Source organism: Idiomarina sp. HB (genome assembly GCF_048059115.1).
GTDB classification, from domain to species: Bacteria; Pseudomonadota; Gammaproteobacteria; order Enterobacterales; family Alteromonadaceae; genus Idiomarina; species Idiomarina abyssalis.
On sequence record NZ_JAYLVU010000001.1, the window covers coordinates 904,188 to 927,869 of the forward strand.

At 45.5% G+C, this 23,682-nt stretch carries 17 protein-coding genes; 6 read left to right on the forward strand and 11 right to left on the reverse strand.

The genetic code is table 11. The features are described 5' to 3' along the window. Positions 1 to 3 precede the first annotated feature (3 nt). Positions 4 to 630, reverse strand: a complete 627-nt coding sequence (rlmE, locus tag VBY75_RS04590; protein ID WP_416511247.1) for a 23S rRNA (uridine(2552)-2'-O)-methyltransferase RlmE — start codon at positions 628 to 630, stop codon at positions 4 to 6. 91 nt (positions 631 to 721) lie between these two features. On the opposite strand from rlmE, the gene yhbY reads away from it, so the two are divergent. Beyond that, positions 722 to 1,018 carry a ribosome assembly RNA-binding protein YhbY gene (gene yhbY / locus VBY75_RS04595; RefSeq protein WP_054487044.1) on the forward strand — a complete coding sequence of 99 codons (297 nt, stop codon included), beginning with the start codon at positions 722 to 724 and terminating at the stop codon, positions 1,016 to 1,018. Here yhbY and VBY75_RS04600 read toward each other — a convergent pair. The 10 genes from VBY75_RS04600 to grpE all read right to left on the reverse strand — a co-directional run bounded on the left by VBY75_RS04600 (position 1,015) and on the right by grpE (position 13,757). Next, positions 1,015 to 1,542, reverse strand: a complete 528-nt coding sequence (locus VBY75_RS04600) for a hypothetical protein (RefSeq protein ID WP_054487042.1) — start codon at positions 1,540 to 1,542, stop codon at positions 1,015 to 1,017. The genes yhbY and VBY75_RS04600 overlap by 4 nt on opposite strands. Positions 1,543 to 1,691: 149 nt before the next feature. Next, on the reverse strand, positions 1,692 to 2,168 hold the full coding sequence (gene greA / locus VBY75_RS04605; RefSeq protein WP_054487040.1) for a transcription elongation factor GreA: 477 nt from the start codon (positions 2,166 to 2,168) through the stop codon (positions 1,692 to 1,694). Continuing rightward, positions 2,165 to 5,389, reverse strand: coding sequence for a carbamoyl-phosphate synthase large subunit (gene carB, locus VBY75_RS04610; RefSeq protein ID WP_054487038.1), 3,225 nt, complete (start codon positions 5,387 to 5,389; stop codon positions 2,165 to 2,167). The genes greA and carB overlap by 4 nt, the downstream gene beginning before the upstream one ends. 58 nt (positions 5,390 to 5,447) lie before the next feature. Beyond that, the gene (gene carA, locus VBY75_RS04615; protein ID WP_416511250.1) at positions 5,448 to 6,593 is read right to left on the reverse strand and encodes a glutamine-hydrolyzing carbamoyl-phosphate synthase small subunit; all 1,146 of its coding nucleotides are present in this window, start codon (positions 6,591 to 6,593) and stop codon (positions 5,448 to 5,450) included. 158 nt (positions 6,594 to 6,751) lie between these two features. After that, entirely contained in the window at positions 6,752 to 7,558 is an 807-nt protein-coding gene (gene dapB / locus VBY75_RS04620; protein WP_222236764.1) for a 4-hydroxy-tetrahydrodipicolinate reductase, read from the reverse strand. Then, positions 7,558 to 8,790 carry a dicarboxylate/amino acid:cation symporter gene (locus tag VBY75_RS04625; protein WP_199494421.1) on the reverse strand — a complete coding sequence of 411 codons (1,233 nt, stop codon included), beginning with the start codon at positions 8,788 to 8,790 and terminating at the stop codon, positions 7,558 to 7,560. The genes dapB and VBY75_RS04625 overlap by 1 nt, the downstream gene beginning before the upstream one ends. A gap of 129 nt (positions 8,791 to 8,919) precedes the next feature. Next, positions 8,920 to 9,753, reverse strand: coding sequence for a M48 family metallopeptidase (locus VBY75_RS04630; protein ID WP_416511253.1), 834 nt, complete (start codon positions 9,751 to 9,753; stop codon positions 8,920 to 8,922). 50 nt (positions 9,754 to 9,803) lie between these two features. Further along, complete coding sequence (gene dnaJ / locus VBY75_RS04635) at positions 9,804 to 10,955, reverse strand: molecular chaperone DnaJ (RefSeq protein ID WP_054487028.1); 1,152 nt, start codon at positions 10,953 to 10,955, stop codon at positions 9,804 to 9,806. Between the two features lie 102 nt (positions 10,956 to 11,057). Beyond that, entirely contained in the window at positions 11,058 to 12,986 is a 1,929-nt protein-coding gene (gene dnaK / locus VBY75_RS04640; RefSeq protein WP_199494420.1) for a molecular chaperone DnaK, read from the reverse strand. 105 nt (positions 12,987 to 13,091) lie between these two features. Continuing rightward, complete coding sequence (grpE, locus tag VBY75_RS04645; protein ID WP_199494419.1) at positions 13,092 to 13,757, reverse strand: nucleotide exchange factor GrpE; 666 nt, start codon at positions 13,755 to 13,757, stop codon at positions 13,092 to 13,094. Positions 13,758 to 13,899: 142 nt separating this feature from the next. On the opposite strand from grpE, the gene nadK reads away from it, so the two are divergent. The 5 genes from nadK to VBY75_RS04670 all read left to right on the forward strand — a co-directional run bounded on the left by nadK (position 13,900) and on the right by VBY75_RS04670 (position 23,677). Beyond that, entirely contained in the window at positions 13,900 to 14,778 is an 879-nt protein-coding gene (gene nadK / locus VBY75_RS04650; RefSeq protein ID WP_199494418.1) for an NAD(+) kinase, read from the forward strand. Positions 14,779 to 14,858: 80 nt separating this feature from the next. Beyond that, positions 14,859 to 16,523 carry a DNA repair protein RecN gene (recN, locus tag VBY75_RS04655; protein WP_224798018.1) on the forward strand — a complete coding sequence of 555 codons (1,665 nt, stop codon included), beginning with the start codon at positions 14,859 to 14,861 and terminating at the stop codon, positions 16,521 to 16,523. An 86-nt stretch (positions 16,524 to 16,609) separates the two neighbouring features. Then, entirely contained in the window at positions 16,610 to 16,960 is a 351-nt protein-coding gene (locus tag VBY75_RS04660; protein ID WP_199494416.1) for an outer membrane protein assembly factor BamE, read from the forward strand. Between the two features lie 30 nt (positions 16,961 to 16,990). Next, entirely contained in the window at positions 16,991 to 19,699 is a 2,709-nt protein-coding gene (locus tag VBY75_RS04665) for an insulinase family protein (RefSeq protein ID WP_416511258.1), read from the forward strand. Positions 19,700 to 19,804: 105 nt separating this feature from the next. Beyond that, a complete protein-coding gene (locus VBY75_RS04670) occupies positions 19,805 to 23,677 on the forward strand; it encodes an EAL domain-containing protein (protein ID WP_416511260.1) in 3,873 nt (1,290 codons plus the stop codon). Positions 23,678 to 23,682 lie beyond the last annotated feature (5 nt).

Below are 23,682 nucleotides of genomic sequence, written 5' to 3' on the forward strand. Positions count from 1 at the left end.
GTACTACAGTTTATAATCTGTCGCTACCAAGTAGACCTCTCTGGAACGTGCCCGGGAGGACTCTGGTTTTCTGGTTTTCACATTATTAAATGCCGCACGAATGTCTTTTAGGAAAGGTTCAAAACCCTGTCCCTGAAACACCTTTACGACAAAACTCCCGCCAGGCTTTAAAACCTGGTGACACATATCCAGCGCCAGCTCTACTAAATACATAGAGCGAGCCTGATCTACCGTACCATTACCACTCATATTTGGTGCCATATCCGACAGCACAACATCAACATTTTTACCACCAATACGATCAAGCAATGCATTTAATACCGCTTCTTCCCTAAAGTCGCCCTGGAGGAAATCGACTCCGACGATTGGATCCATCGCCAAAATATCGCAAGCAATAACCTGACCATCTCCGTTAAAGTAGTCAGCTACGTACTCAGACCATCCTCCGGGAGCAGCACCTAAATCAACGACAGTTTGACCCTTTTTGATCAACTTATCTTTTTGCTGCATTTCCTCTAACTTAAAAACAGCACGAGAACGGAGTCCTTTCTTCTGTGCTTTTTGGACAAACTGATCGTCAAAATGTTCTTTCAGCCAGCGTTGACTGCTCACACTGCGTTTTTTTCCCATAATTTAACGAAGTTTCCTTAATTGTCTGGCCTGAATACCTGATCTGGCGTTACAATGTTAAAAAATCAAGCTCTAAAACGGATATTATCGAATGTCATTAAGTAATAAGCAAAAACAACATTTAAAAGGTCTGGCACACCCGTTAAAGCCAGTCGTACTGCTTGGGGCTAACGGCCTGACTGAAGGTGTTCTTGCAGAAATTGAGCAGGCACTTGATCACCACGAACTGATTAAAGTAAAAGTTCCGGAAGAAGACCGTGAGCTCAGAAAACAAATTATGGCCACTATTGTACACGAAACCGGTGCTTCTGAAGTGCAAATTATCGGTAAAACGCAGGTGATATACCGACCAGCCGAAGAGCCTAAAATTCGCCTTCCCCGCGGCTAGTCTCTTTTGCTCGCAGGCGTTAGCGACAATGCTTTAGCGACCAGCTCCAACGCCTGCGACTTTTCCATCCACTTGTCTTTAGTCGAAAAGTAGACATCCAGCATCACTTCCAGGCATTGTTCATCGCTTTCCAGGTTGTAGGCTTTTAGGAAAGGCTCTATTTTTCGATGGGCTTTTAGAAATTCAAGTCGACGTTTACGCTCTTCTTCTGCAACACTGCTTTTCACATAATCTGGCTGAGTATAGGAATAGGTTGGTTCGTGCAAAGTATAGCCCGGTGCGAAAAACCAATTTAAAGAGATTCGTTCCTGCAGTAACTTTCGAATAATCTCAGCAAAGGGTATTCTGTTGCTGCGCTTCCTATTGGCATAGTCGTTAGGCTTTTTTCCTAGCCACAGAGAAACGTCTTTATAGGTTCCTTTCTGCGAAACCAGCTTTAAACGTTCAAAGCATTCCGTAACCGTTAATTCATCAAGTGGTGTGTATTGAGGTGTTTGAGATGTTGGTGACGTTTCCTTGTCCATTGCAGTTCTTCTTTTGTTGATTTAATGTTAAAAATCCAGTTGAACTGCGAACTATACAATAACAAGTACAAAAAACAAACGACTCGACGTATAAAAACAAAAAGGCTGGTAAACTTTCGTTTCCAGCCTTTTTATTACGAGTTTTAGTATTACTTATATTCTACAGCAACCACTTCGTACTCAACTTCACCATTGGGTGTAGTTACTGTTGCAATTTCGTCAATTTCTTTACCAATTAATGCGCGAGCTATTGGCGAGTTCACAGAAATTAAATTTGATTTAATATCAGCTTCATCGTCACCCACGATCTTATAGGTCACTTCTTCGTCCGTTTTTGTATTGTAAACGGTGACCGTTGAACCAAAAATAACTTTTCCGTTATTGGGTACTTTAGTGACATCAATAATTTGTGCATTGGAAAGTTTTGATTCAATTTCCTGAATACGGCCTTCACAAAAACCTTGCTGCTCACGCGCCGCGTGATATTCAGCGTTCTCTTTTAAATCTCCGTGCTCGCGTGCATCAGCTATAGCTTCAACAATACGTGGGCGCTCTACCGTTTTTAAACGCTTGAGCTCATCACGTAACAATTGCGCGCCATGTTCCGTCATTGGAATCTGGTTCATATTAACGACACCCTTTTATGTAATTCTTGTACCGAACTGACTCGAGCTCGATCATCCGCTGTATTTGCTTTAACTGTCGCAAATGCAGCATTCAACGTTGTAGTATAAATCACTTTATTCAACAGTGCTTCACGACGAATATAAACAGAGTCTTCTATCGCACGACGCCCTTCTACCGTATTGATAATATAACTATATTCACCATTTTTTATGGCATCAACGATATTTGGCCGCCCTTCTTGCAGTTTATTAACGATACTGCAGTCTATACCTTCTTCACCAAGCATTTTCGCCGTACCTCGCGTCGCTTCCAGGCTAAAGCCTAAAGCTAATAAACCACGAGCCAGGTCCATTAAACGTTGCTTATCACTGTCTTTTACTGAAATCAGAGCTTTCCCTTTTTTCGCTAATGCTTCACCCGCGCCAAGGTTCGCTTTGGCATAGGCTTCTTCAAAGCTTTCACCTACACCCATAACCTCACCGGTTGAACGCATCTCAGGGCCGCGGATTGGGTCTACCCCCTGAAACTTAGCAAAAGGAATAACCACTTCTTTCACCGAATAATATGGCGGAATAATTTCTTTCACATAGCCCTGCTGCTGCAGTGACTGACCCACCATAACCCGCGCGGCGACTTTCGCTAATGGAACGCCTGTTGCCTTAGAAACAAAAGGTACGGTACGTGCCGCTCTTGGGTTTACTTCAATAAGGTAAATTTCTTCGTCTTTTACAGCAAACTGAGCATTCATCAAACCATTTACGTTCAGCTCAAAAGCTAACTTGCGCATTTGTTCGCGCAGTTGTGCCTGAATGATATCGCTTAAAGAATAAGGTGGTAATGAGCAAGCTGAGTCACCTGAGTGAACCCCTGCCTCTTCAATATGCTGCATGATACCGCCAATAAGCACATCCTTACCGTCACAAATAGCATCGACATCCACTTCAACCGCATTATCAAGGAAACGGTCCAGCAGTACCGGCGCATCGTTAGATACTTTGACCGCATCGGTCAAATAACGTTGCAAGTCGGCTTCATCATAAACAATTTCCATAGCCCGGCCACCCAATACGTAGGATGGGCGCACAACCAACGGATAACCAATACGCTTAGCTTCCGTTAATGCCTCGTTAAAACCGGTTACCGTTGAGTTTTCCGGTTGTTTTAAGCCAAGGCGACGCACTGCGGTCTGGAATCTTGAGCGATCTTCTGCTCGGTCGATAGCATCGGGTGATGTACCAATAATCGGAACACCGTTTGCTTCAAGTTCGCGAGCTAACTTCAATGGTGTCTGGCCACCGTACTGGACGATAACCCCTTTTGGCTTCTCAATGCGTACAATTTCCAGTACGTCTTCAAGAGTAATCGGCTCAAAGTAAAGGCGATCAGAGGTGTCATAATCCGTTGAAACGGTCTCTGGGTTACAGTTCACCATAATGGTTTCATAACCATCTTCGCGTAAAGCCAGTGAGGCATGCACACAGCAATAATCGAACTCTATACCCTGCCCTATGCGGTTAGGCCCACCGCCAATAACCATTATCTTGTCTTTATCCGACGGTGCCGATTCGCACTCTTCATCGTAACTTGAGTACATATAAGCAGTACCCGAAGCAAACTCCGCCGCACAGGTATCAACTCGTTTATAAACGGGATGAATTTTAAACTTGTGACGCTTTTTACGGACTTCTGCTTCGCTGACGTGTAAAACATCAGCAATTCTTGAATCGGCGAAACCGCGCCGCTTCAATACCGTCATAACCTCAGAAGTCAGTCCGGCCAAGCCAAGCTCATCAACTTCTTTTTCAAGGTTAACCAGCTCTTCAATTTGAATCAGGTACCACTCATCAATTCGTGTCAGTTCAAACACTTCTCGAACGGTCATGCCCAAGCGGAACGCATCAGCGATATACCAAATTCTTTCAGCGCCTGGCTCTTTAAGCTCACGGATAACTTTAGAACGAGCGTCTTTTGAATCAATCTCAACAATGGGATCAAAACCCGAAGCGCCAAGTTCTAAACCTCTTAGAGCCTTTTGCATTGACTCCTGGAAGTTACGCCCAATAGCCATAACTTCACCAACCGACTTCATTTGCGTGGTCAGGCGGTCATTACAGTTAGCAAATTTTTCAAAGTTGAAACGTGGAATTTTTGTCACAACGTAGTCAAGCGCTGGCTCAAATGAGGCCGGCGTTCTGCCGCCTGTTATTTCATTTTCAAGCTCATCCAGGGTGTAACCAACGGCAAGTTTGGCTGCAACTTTAGCAATTGGGAAGCCTGTGGCTTTTGAAGCCAGTGCAGAAGAACGCGATACCCTGGGGTTCATTTCAATGATAACCATACGCCCGGTATCAGGGTTAACACCAAACTGTACGTTTGAACCACCAGTTTCCACACCAATTTCGCGCAATACCGCCATGGCAGCGTCACGCATAATTTGGAACTCTTTGTCTGTCAACGTCTGGGCAGGCGCAACCGTAATTGAGTCACCGGTGTGAATGCCCATAGGGTCAAAGTTTTCAATAGTACAAACAATGATGCAGTTGTCGCTTTTGTCGCGCACAACTTCCATTTCGTACTCTTTCCAGCCCAGTAACGATTCGTCAATTAACAACTCATTAGTTGGCGATAAGTCCAGACCACGACGACATATTTCTTCAAATTCTTCGCGGTTATAAGCGATACCGCCGCCGCTGCCACCCATAGTGAAAGACGGACGAATAATACAAGGGAAACCCAATCGGCTAAGTACATCGAAGGCTTCATCTAAGCTGTGTGCCATTTCAGCGTTAGGTGTCTCAAGTCCAATTGCTTTCATCGCTTTGTCAAAGCGGTCACGGTTCTCGGCTTTATCAATAGCGTCTGCATTGGCGCCAATCATTTCCACTTTATAACGTTCAAGTACACCGTGTCGGTCAAGATCCAAAGCGCAATTCAAAGCTGTTTGCCCACCCATGGTCGGTAAAACAGCATCAGGACGTTCACGCTCTATAATCTTCTCGACCACTTCCCAGTGAATAGGCTCAATATAAGTGGCATCGGCCATTTCCGGATCGGTCATAATGGTAGCGGGGTTAGAGTTAACCAGAATTACCCGGTAACCTTCTTCGCGCAGCGCTTTACACGCTTGAGCTCCAGAGTAATCAAACTCACACGCCTGGCCAATAACAATCGGGCCTGCGCCCAGAATCAGAATACTTTTAATGTCGGTACGTTTTGGCATAAAGTCGCTCTATCTGTCCTTTCGCTACGGATGACGGTATCGAATATCATTCGACGAATCAGGCATTGGCCTGCATCAATTCAATAAAGTGGTCAAACAGTTCACTGGCATCATGTGGACCAGGGCTTGCTTCCGGGTGCCCCTGGAAACTAAACGCAGGTTTATCTTTACGACGAATCCCCTGCAGTGTTCCGTCAAACAACGACACGTGAGTCACTTCCAGGTTGTTTGGTAACTGTTTTTCATCCACCGCAAAGCCATGGTTCTGACTGGTGATCATAACCCGCTTCGTTGTCAAATCTTGTACGGGATGGTTCGCACCATGGTGGCCGAACTTCATTTTCATTGAACGCGCACCACTGGCGATGGCCAGCAATTGATGTCCAAGACAAATACCAAATATTGGAATGTCCTTATCCAGTAAGATCTTGATTGCTGTAATAGCGTAGTCACAGGGCTCTGGGTCGCCAGGCCCGTTCGACAAGAAAATACCGTCCGGGTTTAGCTTTAAAACTTCTTCAGCCGTGGTCTGTGCCGGTACAACGGTAATTTTACAGTTTCTGTCTGCCAGCAAACGTAAAATGTTGTGCTTACACCCATAATCGTATGCAACCACATGGTACTGACTTTGCTCAGGTTTAGTGTGCCCTTCGCCCAACTGCCAACTACCACCAGACCAGTCATAAGCTTTGTCACAGCAAACTTCTTTGGCAAGGTCCATGCCTTTTAATCCGGGAAACTTCTGCGCTAATTCCTGCGCTTTGTTTTCATCCAGTTCACCAACCATGATGCAGCCATTTTGAGCACCTTTCTCGCGCAATATGCGAGTTAAACGGCGCGTATCAATGTCCGCAATGCCTACCACATTATGACGTTGCAAATAGGCACTCAAGGTTTCCTCACTACGGAAGTTACTGGCTTTCATTGCCAAGTCTCTGATGATAAGACCTTTGGCCCAAACCTTGTCAGACTCTTCGTCTTCTGAGTTGGTGCCGGTATTGCCAATATGGGGATAAGTTAGAGTAACGATTTGTTCGGTATAAGATGGGTCGGTAAGAATTTCCTGGTAGCCTGTCATGGCCGTGTTAAAGACCACTTCGCCGACTGCGGAGCCTTCGGCTCCAATAGCGGTCCCGCGAAACACGGTCCCATCAGCAAGCACCAGAATCGCTCGTTTAGCGGATTGACTCGCTAGAATACTCAAGGGCAACCTCCGTACATAAAAAAACGGGTGAATCAATAATTTGACTTCCCCGTTTTGCGTCCTGAACCGCGCATTTTGCCAAATCACGCCAGCCTTCGGACTGATTCAGGCAAATTGCACTTATTCTACGAAATTTTACGAAAATCGTCCAGCAGTATTTATCGCTTAAGTAAGCGTTGCAGGATATCCTGCAAGTTAAGTGTGTCTTGCAGACTGAATAACCCAGGAGCTTGCTCTTTAAGCCATTTAGCAGCCCTTATAGCGCCCTCAGCAAAAATCTTACGGTTACTGACTCGATGACCAATTTCTACGCGCTCGCCGTCAACAGCCAGAGTCACCTGGTGTTCACCGACAATATCCGCCGCCCGCATTACTGAAAAGCCTATCCCTTTCTCACTGCGCACACCATCAGTCCGGACACCATCATTCACTTCTTCCCAACGTTGTTCCCGACCTTTCGCTGCGGCTTGTCCCAAAGTAATTGCCGTTCCCGACGGGCCATCTTTTTTATGACGATGGTGCGCTTCAAAAATTTCGATGTCTGCATCGGGTAACGCGGCGCTGCTTAGCCCCACCAGTTGCTCAAGTAACGCTATGCCTATGCTGGTATTACTGGCATATAATACAGGCACCGTTTCAGCGGCCTGAGCCAGTCGCTCTTTTTGTTCGTCGTTCAAACCTGTGGTGCAAATGACTATGGGCAGTTGATACTGCTCAGCGAGCTTCAGGTTCTCAGTCAATGCTTCAGGTAGTGAGAAATCAATCAGGACGTCGATTTTATCGGGTTGCAGCTCCTCAGCACTGGTGAAGTGAACGGGTTCATTTTCCGTTGCACTTTTCCCGTAACTTGAGCTGTTTTTCCGGACTATCGCAGCGGCCAATTTCGCATCACTGTCAGTTGTTAATGCCTGAATGACAGCATTCCCCATTCGGCCGGAAGCTCCGAGCACACCCACATTGATCATTATTTTGACTCCGTTGCTAAATGGGCCTGATCCTGCAACAGGTTTTCACTGCGTGCAACAACTCTGGAAACCATCATATCGCCGGTCACATTCGTCAGTGTTCTGGCCATATCGATTATTCGGTCAATAGCTGCGATAAAAGCAATACCTTCTAAAGGTAAGCCAATAACATTCAGCGTTACGGTCAGCATCACTAAAGCGGTGCCTGGTACACCCGCAGTTCCTACTGACGCTAAAGTTGCCGTCAACATGATCAAGCCATAGTCCATCCACTCTAATGGTATTCCGTACAGCTGCGCAATAAAAATAGACGCAACGGCCGGATAAATACCACCGCAACCATCCATATTAATCGTTGCACCCAGTGGTAACACAAAGCTGGCATAGTCTTTAGAAACGCCCAACCTTTCGGTAACGGCTCGGTGCGCGGCAGGTAATGATCCAAACGAACTGCAGGTGGTAAAGGCGACAATCTGTGCATCGAATATCGCTTTGAAGAACTGCCAGGGGCTCATTCCCCCAGCGGTACGGATCAGACCACCATAAACAACAATAATATGAATAAGACAGGCCAAATAAATAACCCCGACAAACTTAGCCAGCGGCAGTAAAGTACTAAAACCATACTCACCGATAACCCAGGACATTAATCCAAGTACGCCTATTGGAGTCAATTGTAAGACCATGCGAGTAATTTCATACATCACCTCTGCGCCAGACTTAATGGTCTTGCGCAAAGGCTCGCCCCGTTCTTTTAAACGCTGAATAGCTATACCGACCAACGCAGCAAATACCACAATTTGCAGAACGTTGCCTTCAGTCAGAGCGGCAAAAGGATTACTGGGCACAAAATTAAGGAACACCTGAGCAACACTCGGAATTTGTTTTTCTGCCTGCTCAGTGGCAGTCAGCGTCGTTGCTGGGCTCATATCAATTAAACTTGCCAGGGTTAAACCGATAGCGCTGGCTATAACCGCGGTAACCATAAACAAGCCAACGGTTTTGGCTCCCAGTCGTCCAAGCTTTTTGCCGTCATTAAGATCAGTTATTGCACTAACAATTGCACAGAAAATAAGTGGCGCAACGAGCATCTTAATAGCTTTTATAAACAGGTCGCCAAGTGGTTTTAGTGCTACACCCACCTCAGGTGCCAACCCGCCTATCAACATGCCTAAGACAAAAGCGCCTAAAACGCGTTGCCAAAATGGAATTGCAAACCAAGCTTTAAACATAAAACCCCAGCAGCTTTAAAAAATGGCTGCTAGGGTAAATCGTTCATAGAAGTAACAAAAAGAACAAATTGGACTAGGTTATAACTTTTCAGGAGGTTTAGGGGAAACCTGCGAATCCCCTTAATTATTTCAGTCTTCGCTGTCTACAGAAGCCGGACGTGCACAAGCGGGTTTGTTTCCTGCAGCACGAGCCGCTTCATACCTTTCCTGTAAAGAAGGAATTAAAGCTTCCAGATCTTTAATTCGGGTTTGCGGGTTCGGGTGCGTCGATAACAACTCAGGGGGAGACTCACCACCTGACGCTGCTTGCATATTGCGCCACAACTCAGGAGCCTGATCCAGTTTAAAGCCGGCGTCTGCCATATATTCCATACCTAATTCGTCTGACTCAGATTCATGAGTACGCGAATAAGGCAACAGGATACCGACCTGAGCACCAACACCTAAAGCAGCCATCAATAAACCCGCTTCATTGCTATCAAGCTGCGTACTGGCAAGTATGCCCCCCAGTTGCAGCCCAAGCCCAACCATCATGTTGCTGGAAATCCGCTCATTACTGTGTTCAGCAATAACGTGACCAATTTCATGACCAATAACGGCGGCTAGTTGATGCTGATTTTCGGCAACTTCGATCAAACCGTCATAAACACCAATATAGCCACCCGGCAGAGCAAAGGCATTCACCGTTGGTTCCGCAAACACAGTGACCTGCCAATCCATTTGACTGTAATCACCGGGCAAGTTTTCAATTAACGCATCACTAATGCAACGAACATAAGCGTTGACCTCAGCATCCTCGTTAATCTTTTCCTCTTCCCGCATTTCCTTATAAGAGGCAGCCCCCATTTTGTTCAGTTCACTGTTAGAATAAAGCTGTAACTGAGAACGTCCCGTTGGAGATTCTGCACAACTCGCCAGTAAGACTAACGTACAAGCACTTAACGTTGTGGTTTTCCAATTCATTGACTGCCTCCGGTCTTTTTATGTCATGCACTTATATAGTGATAGACAATCTAACTGCGTAAGTCATCAAAAAATTGTTTTACGCCGTCAAAAAAGCCTTTTTCTTTGGGTCGGAATTTTGCGGCTTCATCACCCGTTCCCATTGAATCTTCAAGCTCTTGAAGCATATCACGCTGCTTGGACGACAAATTAACAGGCGTTTCAATCACAACTTTGCAGATTAAATCGCCTACTGCACCTGTCCGCACAGACTTAACGCCTTTACCGCGCAATCTGAAATGCTTGCCTGTCTGCGTTTCTTTCGGAACCTTAAGCTTCACTTTGCCATCAAGCGTCGGCACTTCGATATCACCGCCAAGAGCAGCTTTAGTGAAACTGACCGGCACCTCACAGAATAAGTTATTGCCATCACGAGCGAAGATAGGATGTTCACGAACATGAACCTGAACATATAAATCACCGGCAGGCGCTCCATGTTCACCTGCTTCACCTTCATTGGCTAAACGAATGCGGTCACCCGTATCGACACCCGATGGGATCTTAACCGATAAGGTTTTGGTTTCTTCCTTACGGCCCTGACCATGACAAGTACGGCAAGGATCACTGATAATCGTGCCTTTACCCCGACACTGCGGACAGGTTTGCTGTACGGCGAAAAAGCCTTGGCGCATTTGAATTTGACCGGCACCATGACAATGTCCACAAGTCTGCGGTTTACTGCCTTTTTTAGCACCGCTGCCGCCACAGTCACCACATTCAACCAGCGTTGGAATCTCCAGCTCGACAGTCTTACCCCGAACCGCTTCTTCCAGCGACATATCCAGGTTGTAACGTAAGTCTGCTCCACGCTGAGCGCGTGCCTGCTGGCGTCTGCCACCACCAAAAATATCACCAAATACATCGCCAAAGATATCAGCAAAATCAGCACCACCGCCGAATCCACCTGCACCATGGCCACCGCCGCCCTGACGTGCTTGTTCGAAGGCTTCGTGCCCATATTGATCATACATCTGACGTTTTTGAGGATCGGAAAGGACTTCGTACGCCTGTTTAATTTCCTTAAACTTTATTTCCATCTCTTTATCACCCTTAGTTCTGTCGGGGTGATACTTCATAGCCATACGTTTGTAGGCTTTTTTAATGTCACGTTCGTTAGCGTCTTTTGATACGCCCAGAACCTGATAAAAATCTTGCGTCGCCATAATTCTTCGTCTTCTATCTATGCTGGTATGTCAGCCTGATACAAATACACGGGTATTACCTTGCGGCAACACCCGTGTGCTTTTGCGAAGTTGCCTTAATGCTTACTTCTTATCGTCGTCTTTAACTTCTTCAAATTCAGCATCAACGACATCGTCATCAGCTTTGGACGACTGCTGTTCGCCGCCAGCCGCACTTTCAGCTCCTTGCTGAGCTTGCTGCTGTTGAGCCGCTTCCATCAGCTTCTGCGACGCTTCCATCAGCGCTTGAGATTTTGCATCAATGGCTTCTTTATCACCATCTTTAGACGCTTGCTCAAGTTCTTCACAAGCTTTCTCAATCGCATCTTTGTCTTCCTGAGACAAGGCATCGCCAACTTCTTTCAGCTGGTTACGGGTTGCGTGAACCAAACCATCGGCCTGGTTACGTGCCTGAACCATTTCTTCAAATTTCTTATCTTCCTCAGCGTGAGCCTCGGCATCTTTAACCATTTTATCGACTTCAGACTCATCCAGACCAGAAGATGCTTTGATCGTAATCTTCTGCTCTTTACCTGTGTCTTTATCTTTGGCTGATACGTGCAGAATACCGTCCGCATCAATGTCAAAAGTGACTTCAATTTGTGGCACACCGCGAGCCGCTGCACGAATGCCTTCCAGGTTAAACTGACCCAGAGATTTGTTATCCCCTGCGCGTTTACGTTCACCCTGTATAACATGGATGGTTACTGCAGATTGATTGTCTTCAGCCGTTGAGAAGGTTTGCGATTCTTTGGTTGGAATCGTGGTGTTCTTCTCAATCAGTTTCGTCATTACGCCGCCCATGGTTTCAATACCCAGCGACAGAGGGCATACGTCTAACAGCAGCACGTCTTTAACGTCGCCCTGTAGAACACCCGCCTGAACCGCAGCACCAACGGCAACCGCTTCATCAGGGTTCACGTCGCGGCGTGGCTCTTTACCAAAGAAGTCCGTTACTGCAGCCTGTACTTTCGGCATACGAGTCTGACCACCGACCATGATGATATCCTGGATATCGCTAACAGACAGGTCAGCATCAGCTAATGCTTGTTTCAGTGGCTCAAGCGACTTCTTAATTAAGTCTTCAACCAGTGATTCCAGTTTCGCACGAGTCACTTTAATAGCCATGTGCTTAGGACCGGTGTTGTCTGCCGTAATGTAAGGCAGGTTAACTTCAGTCTGCTGCGCAGATGACAGTTCAATCTTCGCTTTCTCTGCCGCTTCTTTTAAGCGCTGCATAGCCAGCGGATCTTTACGCAGGTCAATGCCCTGGTCTTTTTCGAACTGCTCAACTAAGTAGTTAATCAAACGGTTATCGAAGTCCTCACCACCTAAGTGCGTATCACCGTTGGTCGCCAGTACTTCAAAAGTGTGCTCGCCTTCAACTTCATCAATTTCGATGATTGAGATATCGAACGTACCACCACCTAAGTCATACACAGCAATCACATTGTCGCCGGACTTCTTGTCCATACCGTACGCCAATGCAGCAGCTGTTGGCTCGTTAATAATACGTTTGACGTTAAGACCTGCGATTTTACCCGCGTCTTTGGTTGCCTGGCGCTGAGCATCGTTAAAGTATGCCGGTACGGTAATAACAGCATCAGTTACCGACTCACCCAAAAACTCTTCGGCGGTCTTCTTCATTTTCTTCAAAACTTCAGCAGAAATCTGTGGTGGTGCTTTCTTATCACCATCAATTTCTACCCATGCATCGCCATTGTCTGCCTTAACAATTTTGTAAGGCATGATACCGATGTCGCGTTGTACTTCTTCATCTTGAAAGCGACGGCCTATTAAGCGCTTAATCGCAAACAAGGTTTTATTTGGGTTGGTTACTGCCTGACGTTTCGCCGGTGAACCTACCAAAATTTCGCCATCGTCAGTAAATGCAACTACTGACGGGGTTGTACGGTCGCCTTCGCCGTTTTCAATTACGCGAGCTTTGCCACCATCCAGTACAGCAACACAAGAGTTTGTTGTACCTAAATCAATACCAATCGTTTTACCCATGATTCGTCTCCAACTTCTAATTCATGTAATTTGTTTCGATACCCTTTATCTGGGGTGCCCATGTCTGAATTTCAATACCCAACAAGGGGATAATTTTCAATTTTGTTACGCTTTAGTGTCGACACCAGAGCTCGAGTTACGCGCAACCATCACCATCGCGGGGCGCAACAAGCGTCCATTCAGCTCGTAGCCTTTTTGCATAACTGCCATAATAGTGTTGTTCGGGTGGTCGTCCGACTCCTGCATCGACATAGCCTGATGCTGATCGGGATTAAAGGCTTCGCCTTCTTCGCCTATGGCTTTAACGCCGAATTTTTCAAGCGTTGAAGTTAAGCTTTTGTAGGTCAGCTCTATACCTTCCACAAAATTTTTGTTCGCTTCGTCTTCTTTATCAGCCAGCTGTAAAGCTCGCTCTAAGTTATCTACCGAAGTCAGTATCTCGTTAGCGAACTTTTCCAGCGCGAACTTATGTGCCTTTTCAACATCCTGACTAGCTCGGCGACGAACATTTTCCATTTCAGCCTGTGTGCGAAGCACCGAGTCACGCTGATCATTCACTTTTGCTTCAGCTTTACTCAGCGCTAGCTCTAGCTCAGCAATGCGATCGGTTTGCTCAGACGACTGACCTGCTGTTTCAGCCTCATCAGCAGTTACATCCTGCTGCAACGCATCTTCCGCCGCTTGCGCGGCTTCCTGTTCAGCTTTCTGCTGCTCTACTGTCGGTTCGTTAGCCGCTTCAGCTTTTTGTTTAGAATCGTTTTTGTCGGTCATAAGTGACTCTCTTTAACCAGTTTTAAATTGAGGTTGCCAAGTTAATGGGGGCAAGTTTTTTTCTTTCAAGGGGATTTCTCTCACTTGATAAATTTTCTTGCTCATCGTAGCGTAACCACACGACCGCATAAGGATCCTATGAATGAGTGCTTTTAAAAAAATTGGACTGCTTGGAAAAGCCAATGATCGTGGTACCCAGTTAACCTTAGAAACAATTACCACCGCTTTGATCCATCGCGGATTCAGTCTGTGCCTGGAGACCCGCACAGCCGAGCAGCTGACCTTACCAGAGCAAGTTGAAACACTCAGTCTTCAGGACTTAGGGGAATGGGCGGAAATTGCCATTGTCGTTGGCGGTGACGGCAATATGCTGGGGGCTGCCAGAGCCTTGTGCGAACACAACGTTGGTGTCATCGGTGTTAACCGGGGAAATTTAGGTTTTCTAACCGATCTGGATCCAGATGAAGTTATGACTCCCCTACTTGCCGTTTTAAACGGGGACTACCACGTTGAAGAACGCTTTCTGCTCTCAGCGGAAGTCATTAGTAACGGAGAATCATCAGGCACCGGCCGTGCAATTAATGAAATAGTCCTGCACTCAGACAAAGTCGCTCACATGATTGAGTTCGAACTTTATGTCGATGATCACTTTGTCTTCAGCCAACGCTCAGATGGATTAATCTGCGCAACACCAACAGGCTCCACCGCTTATTCACTCTCTGGTGGTGGCCCAATTTTACACCCCGGCCTTGACGCCATGACGCTGGTACCAATGTTCCCGCACACCTTAAGCAGTCGCCCTATCGTTGTTGACGGCAACAGTGAAGTCCGTCTTAAAGCCGCTTATGATAACGACTTACTTCAGATCAGTTGCGATGGTCACGCCCGAATGACGGTGCATCCCGGTGATGATGTCATTATTAAGAAATACGCTAAAACATTAAGAATGATTCATCCGATAGACCACAATTATTACCACGTATTGCGTAACAAACTGGGCTGGGGTAGCCGGCTTTTTTAATTCGCAAACTTGCATTTTACAAAGACTACTGTATAAATACTGTATAACCTGTACATATCAACAGTATTGGAGCGAAGGCTATGTTATCGCAATTAACTGTTCGCAACTTTGCCGTCGTTAAGTCTTTAGACATTGAATTTCATAACGGCATGACTGCCATCACCGGCGAAACGGGTGCCGGTAAATCAATAGCTTTAGATGCGCTAAGCCTATGTCTGGGCAGTAGAGCCGATGCAAACTGGGTCCGCCCGGGGCAAGAGAAAGCGGAAATCTCTGCCGTTTTTACACTTGCAGCCGACAGTCCCGCATACCAATGGTTAATAAGCAACGAATTTGATACCGATGAAGACTGCGTATTACGCCGGGTTATTCAGCGCGATGGCCGCTCTAAGGCCTGGATAAACGGAACCCCAGTTCCTTTAAGTCAGCAAAAATCTCTGGCTCCCTTGTTGGTTAACATACACGGGCAGCACGAACACCAGCTGTTACTAAAAGAAGATCACCAGTTAAGTCTGTTGGACAGTTATGCTCGTCATCAGCATTTGCTGGATAAAGTCCAGGAAGATTATCGAAATTGGGCTTCTGTCGAAAAACAGTATCAACATTATCAACAACAAAAAGAAGAACTGGAGGCTCAGCGTCAGCTTCTTGAGTACCAAGTCAATGAATTAAATGAGTTTGCCCTGACTGATGGTGAGTTTGAGGAACTGGATCAAAAACACAAGCGTTTGAGCAACAGTAAGGTTTTGCTTGAGGCGGGCGTATTTGCTTTAAACGCACTTTATGAAGGCGAACATAATAATGCAGCCGGCTTAGTTCAGTCAGCAAGCCAAAGGCTTGAGGAAGCTGCAGAAATGGACACAGCACTCACCCCCATTAATCAGTTACTGCAACAAGCCAAAGTACATATTGAAGAAGCGGCTCTGGAATTAAGGCAATATCAGGATGACCTGGAGCTAGACCCCGGCGAACTCCAAATAGTTGAAGAACGTTTAAGTACCGCTATTAACCTTGCTAAAAAACATCAAATACCTGGTGCAGAGTTAAGTCAGCAGCACAAAAAGCTTATCTCTGAATTAAATAGTCTGGAGCAAGCCGGCGAGCACGCAGAGCAACTTGATGAGGAAAGACAGCAAGCCCGTAAAACCTATCGGGATAGCGCGCAGAAGCTGTCCAATAGTCGCGAACAGGCGGCAAAAGAATTGAGCCAGAAAATCAGCCAGTCTATGCATGAACTTAATATGCCGCACGGGCGTTTCGTCATTCAGGTAGAGCATGATGCCAGCGCACGGGCGACTCGCTTAGGTACAGATCAGGTCGACTTTCTCGTAACAACGAACCCCGGGCAACCAATACAGTCGTTGAATAAAGTCGCCTCTGGTGGTGAACTTTCAAGAATAAGCCTTGCCATACAGGTCATGACGGCGACTCAGAAAACGGTACCCACCATGATGTTTGATGAAGTTGATGTTGGTGTCAGCGGGCCTACAGCAGCTATCGTCGGCTCTATGCTTCAAAAGCTGGGGAAAACGTCACAAGTTATTTGCGTCACTCATTTACCGCAGGTTGCTGCAAAAGCTCACCACCAGCTACAGGTGAGTAAGACAACAGATGGTGCGGAGACAGAGACGGCGGTTACAGCATTATCAAATGAGCAGCGAGTTATTGAATTGGCACGGCTACTCGGAGGCGACAAAGTGACTGACATGGCAAAAGCGAATGCTAAAGAGTTACTCGCCAGTTAAATACGTTCTATGCTGGCGTTCGATGAAGTCATTGTTTATCATCAACGCCAATACAATCAATTATGATTAATTTTAATAGGTATTTCATGTCAAGATTTGGAGTTTTACTCGTTGCCATTATTGGCTTAAGTGGCTGTTCGTTGCTCGATAAAGTGGTTTATCGTATTGATATTCCTCAGGGAAATTATCTGGAGCAAGAAGATGTCGATAAATTACGCGTAGGAATGACCGAAGAACAAGTTATTTTCGTATTAGGAAACCCAGTTGCTGAGAACAGTTTTGATTCTGACCGTTGGGTATATCTCTACAATATGGATCCAAATTCTGGCAAAGATTTCCGCAAAGAATTGGTATTAACCTTTAACAACAAGCAGCTGCAGGATTTTAAAGGTGATTTTGATAAACCAGAAAACTTTGAGCAGCCACTGGATCAATAACTCGATTTAAAATTCATATCAGGGAGAATTATGGCGAACTCTTCACTCACTGATGAGGTCGTCCGTGTTGTCCGCAGTTCTGGAGACAAACGAGACTATCAACACCTGACACTGTCCAACCAACTTAAGGTGTTGTTGGTTCATTGTCCTGATAGCCCCAAAGCTGCGGCTTCTGTCGCCGTCAACGCCGGTCACTTCGATGATCCAGACCATACTCAAGGGTTATCCCACTTTCTGGAACACATGCTATTTTTAGGCAGCCGAGCCTTCCCTGAGCCCTCTGCTTTTGGCCACTTTCTCAACTTGCATGGTGGGCAGCACAACGCCTGGACAGGTACTGAGTTTTCTAACTTTCATTTTGACTGCAATGCTAACGCCTTATCACGTTCGTTAGAGTTTTTTGCCTCAATGTTGAAAGAGCCGTTACTGTCCGATAACTGGATAGATAAAGAAATTCAGTCAATTGAGTCTGAATTCCGTTTAAAGCAAAATGATGAACTCCGTCGTCTTTATCAGGTTCATAAAGTTACGGCTAACCCTGAACATCCGTTTAGCCAGTTTTCCGTAGGTAACCTTAATACACTCAAAAATGACAAGCACGGCAGTTTAAAAAGTAAACTGAAAGCCTTTTTTAACGAACATTATGTTGCTCAAAGAATGCGTCTGGTCATTGCCGGACCGCAGTCGCTTGATGAGCTAACTCGGCTAGCGCAACAATACTTTTCTGATATTAAGCAGGAAAGCGGCCCCAAAGAGCCAATTACAGCTCCTCTTTATCTTAATGAGCAGAAAGGTGTATGGATTAAAGTAAAGCCTATCAAGGTAGCCTACCGGCTTATTCTGACCTTGCCTTTACCCAGTATTGACGAAGATTACCCTCATAAGACCACCAGTTTTATCGCTCACTTATTGGGTTACGAAGGTCCTGGAAGCCTGTTTAATGCGTTACGTTCAAAAGGCTGGGTTAACTCTCTGTCTGCTGGTGGCGGAATCAGCGGCAGCAACTTTAAAGATTTTAATATTAACTTACAGCTGACAAGCTCTGGCCGCCGTAATGCCAGTAATATAGTGCAATGGATTTTTGCGTACATTCGAAAAATAGAAACGGAAGGTGTTATTGACTGGCGCTATGAAGAGCGCCGTATAACAACGGAAATGAGCTTTCTTTATCAGGAGCCCACTCCGGTTGGCGAATTAGCTAATCAGCTCTCCGTTAACGCTTTTCATTATAGACAGGAAGATGCGCTCTACGGTGATTACCGTATGGACGGATTGAATCACGTCTACGCAAAGCGGTTATTGCAAGAAATGACGGCACAAAATGCCCGTATTACCTTAGTTGCTCCTGATGTTGAGACTGATCGGGTCGCACCTATTTATAATACAGAGTACGCCATAGAAGCAATTAGTCAGCTTCAGCACCAGCTGTTTTCATCAACGCCCGAAAACTTTTGCTGCGGATTACCCAAACCTAACCGTTTCCTTAACTCGCGATTTGCTCCATTAGAGCTGGAAGCCGGTGGTTCCCTACCAAACTTGATTGAAGATAGCCCTCAACTCCAGTTATGGCACTTACAGGATCGTGACTTCAGAGTTCCTAAAGGGCATATTTATCTTTCATTAAAATTACCGGCCGTCACCAACTCGGCCTTTAACTTTGCCATTGCCCGCTTATGGTCCGAGTTAATGATAGACGCCTTAAATGATGACCTTTACGATGCAGAAGTCGCAGGGTTACATTTTAATATATACCCAACCCAAAGCGGCATTACCATTCATACAACGGGCTTGTCGGCAGGGCAAATTCCTTTGATGCAGCACCTTATTGAGCGCGCTTTAAAAACGCGTTTTGCAAGGCGCAGATGGCACGATCTTAAGCAGAGCCTTTTAAGTAACTGGCACTCCGCCCATCAGAACCAACCTTTGAATAAACTCTTTGCTGAGCTCAACCAGCAACTGCAATTCGGTTTGTTCAGGCTGCACGATTTAGCCTGTGAGCTAGAGCCGGTCTCTTTTCGTCAATTTACGGTAGAAATCGCTAAGTTATTCTCCCCTGTTCATGTTACCGCGTTTGCGCACGGCGACTGGAAGAGAGAGAACGCTTTACAGCTTGGGCAGCTTATTAAGTCTAATTTACCTAGTTCGAGAAGTGCTTCGATTAAGCGGGCTCCCATAAAGCGAATACGGGACTTTGTTTCGCAGCAACTCTTAGTCCCTTCTGAGCACTCAGATACTGCCCTGCTTCTTTACTACCAGGGAAGAGATGACACATCAATGGAACAAATCAGTTTCATGCTTTTACAGCAACTGATTCACCAGCCTGTATTCCAGGAACTAAGAACAGAGCGTCAACTTGGTTATGTTGCAGGCAGTCAGTATTTCCCGGTACAACGGTTGCCCGGTATTCTCTTTTTCTTACAGTCACACGAATACAGTGCCGATGAAATTTACCAGGCAATGCAAGAGGTTATCGCTCAACAGCTGGAAGTCCTCCATAATTTAACGTTAAAAGAATGGCATCACGCAAAATCAGTACTGAGACAACAAATACGAACTATCGATCGAAATTTACGCGTGCGCAGCCAAAGACTCTGGGGGGCAATTCAACTTGCAGATACTGAGTTTAACCGTCAACAGGAGTTATTATCAGCCTTGGAGCACTGTCAGTTAGTCGAGTGGCTCGAGAGAATAAAAGAGCGTCTAAGTGACAAAACGCAACTACTGAGACTTCAAACCTAAGCTTAGAGCGAGTAGAATAGCCTTTGACAGTAAGTTGCTCTCTCGTTATCTTAACGATATATTAACAATAAAGAGCTACTTAAGTAGCCACTCATTAGGTTTCTCGTGATCTTTACTCTTTCTATCAGAACATTACGCTCTGCGTTTTTGCTATGCTTTTTGTTATTACAAAGCTATAGCCCTAATGTTTCTGCACAAGAAGTCCCTGACGATCTTACCGTTAAACAATGGTCTTTTTCAGACGGCTTACCTGATAATCATATCTATGATAGTGCTGAAGGCCCCAATGGGTTCTTATGGATTGCAACTGAGGAAGGGCTGAGCCGCTTTGACGGCACTCAATTTTATAATTACTCAGCAACCAATGAACCTGCAACGAATGTGCTCTCGGTTAGCATAAAACAGCTTTTCTTTGATAAATCAGAGTCTCTTTGGCTGAACTCAGAGAAAGGACTGGCTCGACTGTCATTAGAGTCCTTTACACCAGAGGTATTTAAACTCCCCGGGTATAAATCAGCGACTCAGTCAGATATCAGCTCGATATCGGAAGATAAAAATGGTCGTTTACTGGTTGCGACAGAACGTTTTATTTACCGCTATAATGCGCAGGCTAATAAGTTTGAACAGCTTAACTTAACTTATAACGCTGAGCCCATTGAGCAGGTTAACTACATCTATTCCGGCAAGCATTGGTATTGGTTAAGTACTGAAAAAGACGGTGTATTCGTTTGGGATGGCTTCTCCAGAGAAGTCTTTTCCCTCAATAAGCAAAATCCTATAACGGAACAAATTCCCGGAAACGAGCTATACTCCGCGTTGCGCTATCAGCAGCAACTCTGGTTGGTAACCAACGTTGGTCTGGTCATATTGAATGACGATTTTCGTTTAGAGCCAATCCCCAATTATCTCAGTGAGTTAAGCGATATCATTAGTATGCGTTTATCAGCCAGTGATGGGATATTGTTCAGCTCAAAGCAGGGGCTTTACAAACTGTCTAATGAGAAGCTCACTAAGTTGCATGATATTCCCACCACAAAGACCACCCAAATTGCACGGAGAGACATTTTTTCTATATCCAGACATTCAGGACTTTTTCAGATAGAAAGTCCCTTTGCTCCTTCTGCGTTAGCACATACCTCCCGACATACAGCGAAAACTGAGAACATTGGTTCACCTAAACTGATGCAGCAGGTTACGGCATCAACCGAAGACAAGAATGGTAACTGGTGGCTGGCGACTAATTTAGGTGTATTATTTTATGACACACGGGAGAAGGAAATTTCTGAGCTTCATCATTATCCAAACGCAAGCGTTCAAGTCGCAGAGATAGAGCTTTTTGCGAACTACTTGTATGTTCTGACCACTGAAACTAAAGCCGTTTACCGGTATGACATCCTGGAGAAAAGTTGGGAGCAACTTAATGTTGCTGAGCTGTCTTCTCAACCCGCCAGATTAACTCATTTTGGCAAGTCACTGTGGCTGCATACGCAAACAGAAGCAATAGAGATAGGTGAATTTGGTCAGGTTTCTGGTAAACAACTTATTCTCGAAAGCCGTCCACTTTTCCCACACCCGATACATATTGATGTCAAAAAAGTAAATGAAAATAGCTACTTAAATAAGTTCAGCCTGCCATTTTCCAGAGCAAATGAGTATCTTTCTTATCGGTACAAATTAAACAGCGACGAAACTGCGTGGCAGTATCTCGAACAAGGTCAGGATTTTGTACAGCTTTCGTCTCTTCCCTCGGGTAGCCATAGGTTTGAAGTGCAGACGTCTTATGACGGAAGCAACTGGTCTCCTTCCACTTTTAAACAACTCAACGTAATGACTCCGCTTTGGCAGAGTCCTATTGCCTGGGGAGCTTATATAACGGCCATTCTGATGGGCTTAGTCATTTATTGGTTAGTCCGTCGTCAACGTCAGTTAGTATTAGAACAAACGCTTACTCAATACAAAAGGCAAGCACAGGGGCTACAGTCCAGCAACTATCAATGCTGGGAGTGGAATTTAAATTCTGGTGAACTCGTTCGTCAGAATATTTGGCAAAGTTGCCCTGCTTTCCCCATTGATGGGAAGCGAATTGGCTTTTCCGGCGGTCAGTCAAATATTCACCCTGAGGACCTACAGCGCTTACAAAACAGTCTCGATGATCACCTACAAAGAAAGTCTGAGGTATTTGAATGCACATACCGACTGGATAATCAGGGAAGTTGGCTTTGGGTAATGGACCGGGGGCGATTGCAGAGCGACGGTCAAAATAAAATCATGTATGGCACCTTAAGCGATATCAGCAACCTGGTTAGCTCCGAAGAGCGCATTAATATGCTGGCGTCATCAATTACCAATATTTCTGACGGCATTTGTATTTTTGACCGCTTCTTCCGTAAGCGCGAGGTCAATAACGCGTTCGAACGTATTAGTGGTTTTCAGCGTGAGCAAGTCTTGGGGCAAGTATTAACGTTACCCTGCTACCCTGAAAGTTTTGTGAATCAAATAAAGCGTGCCGTCATAAAAGATGGAACATGGCGTGGTGAAGTTACCGACTTAAAAGCGAATGGTGGTGAGTTCCTGATGGAGCTTACTCTGGACGCCGTTCGCGATGATAACGGCGAGGTATCCCTTATTGTTGCGAGCTTCTCTGATATCTCTGAAAGGCGTCATACCGAGAATGAACTGCGTCGTCTTTCTAATACGGACACTTTGACCGGGTTACCGAACCGCTCGTATTTCCAGGTCAGCCACTCTAATCTGGTTCGGAAAAAAGTCTCTCATACCTTGTTACTCTTTGATCTGGATGATTTCAAAAAGATTAACGACTCTTTAGGCCATGAAATAGGTGATGAGCTTTTATGTCAGGTTGCTGAACGGTTAATGGATATAGGCCGCAGACAGGATACCCTTTACCGTCTGGGCGGTGATGAGTTTGGCCTCCTTATTGAAGACAGTATCGATATTAATTTAATCGGCGATTTGGGTAATCAAATAAACCTTAAAGTAGCAGAGCCTTATTTAATTCAGGATCAGGAAATTGTCATCGGCAGTTCAATTGGTATTGTTCTTTACCCTCACGACGGCCAGACGTCACAGGAGCTTTTACAGAAAGCCGATATGGCCATGTATCACGCCAAGCAGCGTGGCGGAAACTGCTACCAATTCTTCAGTCAGTCGATGAACGAAAACGCAGTTAAACGACTGAAATTGGAGAATGAACTGAGAGCGGCATTAAAAGCAAATAATATTCGAGTGTATTACCAACCTAAAATTGAAATCAGTTCCGGTCACATTGCCGGCCTTGAGGCCCTGGCCCGCATTGAAAGTAGTGACGGCTCTATGATTAACCCAGCGGAGTTTATTCCGTTAGCTGAGGAAACCGGGCTTATAATTCCTTTGGGCGAGGATGTTTTACGTCAGTCCTGCCGTGATATGAAAAAGTTCATGACTTACCCGGGCTCACCAAAAAGTATTGCAATCAATTTGTCAGCTCGTCAGTTCATGCAGTCCAGTCTGGCGCTTCAAATTGAGCAAATTTTGCGAGAAGAAGACTTACACCCTCGTCATGTTGAATTCGAAGTCACGGAAGGCATGGTAATGAGTGACCCTGAACGCGCAATTACGATGATGGAAAACTTATCCGATATGGGCGTCAAACTGGCACTGGATGACTTCGGAACAGGTTATTCGTCGCTGTCTTACCTAAAGCGTTTTCCAATGAACAGCCTTAAGGTGGACAAGGCCTTTGTCGATGACATTACTATTAACGACAAAGACCGTAATATGGTTGCTTCTATCATCGCTATGGCACATAACCTGGGGTTAAAAGTGGTTGCAGAAGGGGTTGAAACAAAAGCTCAGTTGCAGACATTAAAAAGCCTCAAATGCGAATACATTCAAGGCTTTTATTATGCGAAGCCTATGCCGGCTGACGCATTAATTGAATTTATTGAGCAGCACAACAACATTGCTGCTCAGGTATAATTCTC

What these genes read in the sequence shown, in the direction of transcription:
- rlmE (WP_416511247.1), bottom strand. Translation starts at nt 630, where the DNA reads ATGGGAAAAAAACGCAGTGTGAGCAGTCAACGCTGGCTGAAAGAACAT.
- yhbY (WP_054487044.1), top strand. Translation starts at nt 722, where the DNA reads ATGTCATTAAGTAATAAGCAAAAACAACATTTAAAAGGTCTGGCACAC.
- VBY75_RS04600 (WP_054487042.1), bottom strand. Translation starts at nt 1,542, where the DNA reads ATGGACAAGGAAACGTCACCAACATCTCAAACACCTCAATACACACCA.
- greA (WP_054487040.1), bottom strand. Translation starts at nt 2,168, where the DNA reads ATGAACCAGATTCCAATGACGGAACATGGCGCGCAATTGTTACGTGAT.
- carB (WP_054487038.1), bottom strand. Translation starts at nt 5,389, where the DNA reads ATGCCAAAACGTACCGACATTAAAAGTATTCTGATTCTGGGCGCAGGC.
- dapB (WP_222236764.1), bottom strand. Translation starts at nt 7,558, where the DNA reads ATGATCAATGTGGGTGTGCTCGGAGCTTCCGGCCGAATGGGGAATGCT.
- VBY75_RS04625 (WP_199494421.1), bottom strand. Translation starts at nt 8,790, where the DNA reads ATGTTTAAAGCTTGGTTTGCAATTCCATTTTGGCAACGCGTTTTAGGC.
- VBY75_RS04630 (WP_416511253.1), bottom strand. Translation starts at nt 9,753, where the DNA reads ATGAATTGGAAAACCACAACGTTAAGTGCTTGTACGTTAGTCTTACTG.
- dnaJ (WP_054487028.1), bottom strand. Translation starts at nt 10,955, where the DNA reads ATGGCGACGCAAGATTTTTATCAGGTTCTGGGCGTATCAAAAGACGCT.
- dnaK (WP_199494420.1), bottom strand. Translation starts at nt 12,986, where the DNA reads ATGGGTAAAACGATTGGTATTGATTTAGGTACAACAAACTCTTGTGTT.
- grpE (WP_199494419.1), bottom strand. Translation starts at nt 13,757, where the DNA reads ATGACCGACAAAAACGATTCTAAACAAAAAGCTGAAGCGGCTAACGAA.
- nadK (WP_199494418.1), top strand. Translation starts at nt 13,900, where the DNA reads ATGAGTGCTTTTAAAAAAATTGGACTGCTTGGAAAAGCCAATGATCGT.
- recN (WP_224798018.1), top strand. Translation starts at nt 14,859, where the DNA reads ATGTTATCGCAATTAACTGTTCGCAACTTTGCCGTCGTTAAGTCTTTA.
- VBY75_RS04660 (WP_199494416.1), top strand. Translation starts at nt 16,610, where the DNA reads ATGTCAAGATTTGGAGTTTTACTCGTTGCCATTATTGGCTTAAGTGGC.
- VBY75_RS04665 (WP_416511258.1), top strand. Translation starts at nt 16,991, where the DNA reads ATGGCGAACTCTTCACTCACTGATGAGGTCGTCCGTGTTGTCCGCAGT.